The sequence below is a fragment of the Amycolatopsis echigonensis genome, assembly GCF_014174495.1.
In the GTDB taxonomy this organism is placed as follows: Bacteria; Actinomycetota; Actinomycetes; order Mycobacteriales; family Pseudonocardiaceae; genus Amycolatopsis; species Amycolatopsis echigonensis.
Genome location: NZ_JACJHR010000200.1, coordinates 1 through 2,540 on the forward strand (window position 1 = coordinate 1; position 2,540 = coordinate 2,540).

Below are 2,540 nucleotides of genomic sequence, written 5' to 3' on the forward strand. Positions count from 1 at the left end.
CCGGGGGGCGGGCCCGCGCCCGCCGGTGCCGTGCTGGTGGCGCCAGCGGTTGTCGCGGGGGAGCAGGTCGTCGAGCGCGGCGAGGAGGTCGTCGTCGCTGCCCGCGCCGGTTTCCAGCACCGCGAGCCCGGCCGTCGCGTGCGGCACCCACACGTGCAGCAGGCCGTCGGTGGCGTCGGCGTCGCGCAGGAACCTTTCGGCCTCCCGGGTCAGGTTGTGCACGACCGCGCGGTCGCCGGTGTGCACCTCGATCTCGGTGGAGTACATACCGCCAGGGTAGGCGTCAGGAATCGAGATAGCGGAGCACGGCGAGGACGCGCCGGTTGTGCCCGTCCGACGGCGGCAGGCCCAGCTTGCCGAAAATGCTCGTCACGTACTTCTCGACCGAGCCGGCGGACAGGAACGCCTCCGCCGCGATCGCCGAGTTCGACCGGCCCTGCGCCATCAGCCCGAGGATCTCGCGTTCGCGCGGCGTCAGCTCGGCGAGCGGACCGGCCTGGCCGGTGGTCGCGAACAACTGGCGGACGACTTCCGGATCGAGCACCGTCTCTCCGGCGGCGACGCGTTCCAGCGCGGTGAGAAAGTCCGACACCTCCGCGACGCGGTCCTTCAGCAGGTAGCCGACCGCGCCTGCTTCCCCGGCGAGGAGCTGCTTGGCGTAGGTGGTTTCGACGTACTGCGAGAAGACCAGAATCGCGCAGCCGGGCTGTTCGGCGCGCAGGTCTATCGCCGCGCGCAGGCCTTCGTCGGTGTGGGTCGGCGGCATCCTGATATCCACAATGGACACATCTGGCCCGTGCTCGCGGACGGCGCTTCGGAGGTCGTCGGCGTTCTTCACCGCCGCGACTACCTCATGGCCGCGCAACCCCAGCAGTTCGGCAAGGCCCTGGCGCAGGATGGCCGAGTCTTCCGCGATCACGATCCGCACAGTTTCCCCCTCATTCCGCCGAGCTTAGCGGGGCAGCGGGAGCGTGGCGGTGACGACGGTCGGGCCGCCGGCCGGGCTCGATACGGACAGTTCCCCGTCTGCCGGACGGAGTCGTTCGGCGATTCCGGCCAGTCCGCCGCCGGGGACGATCGCGGCACCGCCTTGGCCGTGGTCGATGACGGTCAGCTGCAATACGTCTTCGCGGTCTTCGACCACGACTGTGCAGCGTCCGGCGCCGTGTTTGGACGCGTTGGTCATGAGTTCGGCCGCGGCGAAGTAGACGATCGTTTCCAAGGACGGCGGTGGACGGCGGCTCAGTTCTACTGAGACAGTCGCGGAGAAGTCGGCTGAGCTGGCCAATGTGGACAGTGCCAGGCTGAGGCCTTTGTCCAGCGCCGCGGGGTGGATGCCGCGAGCCAGGTCGCGGAGTTCCGTGAGGGCCTGTTTGGCGTTGCCGTGGGCGGCGTCGACCAGGGTGCGGATCTGGCCGAGGTCGACCGTGTCGGCGGCCAGTTCTTCCTTTGCCAGGCCCAGTTTCATGGCCATGGCGACAAGCTGGGCTTGAGCGCCGTCGTGGAGGTCGCGTTCGATGCGGCGGAGTTGTTCCGCTGCCTCGTCCAGCGCGGTGGCGCGGGTTTCTTCCAGGAAGCGGACTCGTTCGCGGAGACCGGGGTCGGCGACCAGGGTGCGGAGGAGGAGACGGTCGGCTTCGGCGAGCAGATGCACGACGGCGGGCCAGACGGTCAGCACTACGGCACCCGAGGCGCACCAGCCGAAGGTGCCCAGCCAGTGGTCGCTCTGGATGTTGAAGACCGGCAGGCCGTGGCTTGGGGTGGTCTCGACGAGCCAGGTGAGCGGATAGCTGAACGAGGCGAGGCCGAAGAAGCCGAGTGCACCGGAGCCGATCATCGCTACCAAGGCGAAGGGGAGGCGGATCAGGAGGTAGGCGACGGATCGCCAGGCGGTCCGGTCGCCGAGGCGGGCGGAGAGCCAGTTCCAGAGACCGGGTTTGAGGTCGGTTCCTGGCGGGGGCGGGAGGGGGAGGGAGAGGAGTTTTCCGGCTAGGCGGCGGTGGAGGCCGCCGAAGAGTCTTGCGGTGCGGAGGACAGCGGTGAGGATCAGGAGGCCTAGGAGGAGCGGGGTCAGGGCGATGCCGAGGGCGGTGCCGGTGAGGAGGAGGACTACGGAGATCAGGGGGAGGAGACCGGTTGTTGCCAGCCAGGCGGTTTCGGAGAGGGCTTGGCGGGGGGTGGTGGGCCAGAGGGGACGGAGGATGCGGGGGTTCAGCGGGTGACCTGGGGCGTGGTGCGGGGTTTGTGGGTGGGTGGTCACGTGGGTGAGTTTGCCGGGGTTTGGGGGTGGGCGGTACCGGGGTGGCTGGTGGGGTTGGGCGGGGGATAGCCCTACCTCGTCGCCTGGCGGCGACATTGCATGTGGGGGTTGCGTGGGGCACCCCGAAGCTGGAGTGTGCTGACGGTTCGGGGTGCTTGTCAAGGCGGGAAAGATGCCTTGACAAGCACCCCGAACCGCAGAGGAGGCTTCGTATCGGGGTGTGGGGGGAGGTGTGGGTGCCTCGATGCGTTGGGTGCGTCGGCTGCGGTGTGGTGATGGG

At 69.2% G+C, this 2,540-nt stretch carries 3 protein-coding genes; all 3 read right to left on the reverse strand.

Features of this window, described 5'->3' with window-relative positions; all coding sequences use genetic code 11:
- Positions 1-267: YjbQ family protein (locus H5411_RS46165; protein ID WP_183127982.1), on the reverse strand; the 267-nt coding region annotated here is incomplete at its 3' end.
- A gap of 16 nt (positions 268-283) precedes the next feature.
- A complete protein-coding gene (locus H5411_RS46170) occupies positions 284-928 on the reverse strand; it encodes a response regulator transcription factor (protein WP_183127983.1) in 645 nt (214 codons plus the stop codon).
- A 24-nt stretch (positions 929-952) separates the two neighbouring features.
- Positions 953-2,260 (reverse strand): sensor histidine kinase, encoded by a 1,308-nt coding sequence (locus tag H5411_RS46175; protein WP_312878764.1) that lies wholly within the window; start codon positions 2,258-2,260, stop codon positions 953-955.
- Positions 2,261-2,540 lie beyond the last annotated feature (280 nt).